The 1,969-nt window shown below is 36.1% G+C and carries 1 protein-coding gene; it reads left to right on the top strand.

The window, feature by feature from the left end:
• Positions 1 to 395: 395 nt before the first annotated feature.
• Positions 396 to 1,802: a PTS transporter subunit EIIC gene (locus EAI80_RS12845; protein WP_129982350.1), complete on the top strand. Its 1,407-nt coding sequence runs from the start codon at positions 396 to 398 to the stop codon at positions 1,800 to 1,802.
• The last annotated feature ends 167 nt before the right edge of the window (positions 1,803 to 1,969 follow it).

Below are 1,969 nucleotides of genomic sequence, written 5' to 3'. Positions count from 1 at the left end.
TATTGTTGGAATATTTCTGAGTGAACTGATAAAGAGAAGCTTTCTTAGGCTTTAATACTTTGTTTGACATATGATTATACCTCCATCTAATTTCTAATCTAATTATAGAACAGATGGGAAATTCATGTGTCCGGTTCAGCTTCATGAACGCCGTTTAATCGGTGCTTATGAAATTTAATTTTCACTAACCTGTGGTTTGTGGGTATTCAAAAAAAATAATTTAAAGTGTGCTGAATGAAAAATCCCTTGAATTTCTCAATATAATTTCTATTTTTTAGACGTAAAAATACGGTCTTGTCAATTAAAGATACCATATTTTTTCTAATGTAACCGTTGACAATTGGCTTTTTATCTGTATACTAAGACTTGTCGAAAAAATTAAGGGAGGAAAATTTATGGACGCTTTTGCTGATAAGCTAGGACGTGTCGGTGCTTGGTGTGGTCAGAATAAGTACTTGAATGCAATCAAGAATGCATTCCAGAACTTTATGCCAGCTACAATCTCAGGTGCCGTTGGTGTTCTTTGGACAAACGTTTTAGTAAACGAAACAACCGGTTTAGGTGCTTTATGGTCTCCAATTATGGCTCTTAAAGTTCTTAACCCAATCTTTGCTGCTATGCAGTATGCTACAATCTCATGTATTACTATTGGTATTACTATGTTACTTGCTTCTGAAATTGCTGAAGCAAATGGTGAAACTGGTGCTTACCCAGCTGTATTAGGATTCATCTTATGGATGATGGTAACTCCAACTTCATTTGCTGCAAAAGATTTATCTGCTTCATTCATCGATAAAGCTGGTAAATCTCATGGTTATACTTTAGGTGATTTTATCAACGTAACAGGTGCGGCTGCTAAAAATAAGATTACAGCTGATAGCTTTACTTACAGTGGTATCTTATCTAACTATACTGCCGCAACTGGTTTATTCACAGGTCTTATCGTTGCAATCGTTGGTATGGAACTTTACAATATGTTCCGTAAGAATGATGCATTAAAGATCAAGATGCCAGAACAGGTTCCACCTGGAGTTGCTCGTGCATTCGAAGTATTAATCCCAACTTGCTTAACTGCAATCGTTGTTGGTGCTGTTGGATTAGTATGTCAGTTAGCTACTGGTGCTGAATTAAACGCATTTATCTTCAACGTTGTTCAGAAACCATTACAGAGCTTAATTGGTAACAATATCTTTGCAGTTGCTATTCTTTATGTAATTATCTCATTATTCTGGTGCGTAGGTATTCATGGTAACAACATGGTTGCTGCTGTTAAGGAACCAATCTTCAGACCATTACTATATGCTAACACAGCTGCATATACTGCAGGTGCTGCTCAGAAGGACATTCCATATGTAATGAACTTAACTATGTTACAGATGTTTGGTGAATTCGGTGGTTCTGGTGTTACTATCGGTTTAGTAATCGCAATTCTTGTCTTCTCTAAACGTGAAGATAACAGAACAATCGCTGGTATCTCAATCGTTCCAGGTTTATTCAACATCAACGAAACTATGACATTTGGTATCCCTCTAGTATTGAACCCAATCCTAGACATTCCATTTATCTTAGCTCCAGTAGTTACACTTGTTGTAGGTTATCTATTAGTTTCTAGTGGATTCTGTCCTAAGATCGTACTTGAAGTACCTTGGACAATGCCGCCAGTTATCCTTGGCTTCTTAGCTACAGGTGGTAGCCCAATGGGTGCAATTTCTCAGTTAATCGTAGTTGCTATTTCAGTAGTTGTTTATGTTCCATTCTTAATTGCCTACGAAAAATTCCAGGCTAAACAGGCTGCTGAATAAGCAAAACAATTTATTCTAAAATTTTGAAGACAGTCGCTGACTGTCTTTTTTTTGTTGTTATAACAAATTTACAAAATAAATATAAAGTGATTTGAATACCCATAATCTACAGGTAACGATTTAAGAGAAGTGTGGAGCAGAAATATTCAGGATATAGACTATTTGTC

The organism is Catenibacterium sp. co_0103, assembly GCF_004168205.1.
GTDB lineage: Bacteria > Bacillota_I > Bacilli_A > Erysipelotrichales > Coprobacillaceae > Catenibacterium > Catenibacterium mitsuoka_A.
The sequence above is the reverse complement of the archived record's forward strand: the minus strand, read 5'-3'. Positions and strand labels throughout refer to the sequence as shown.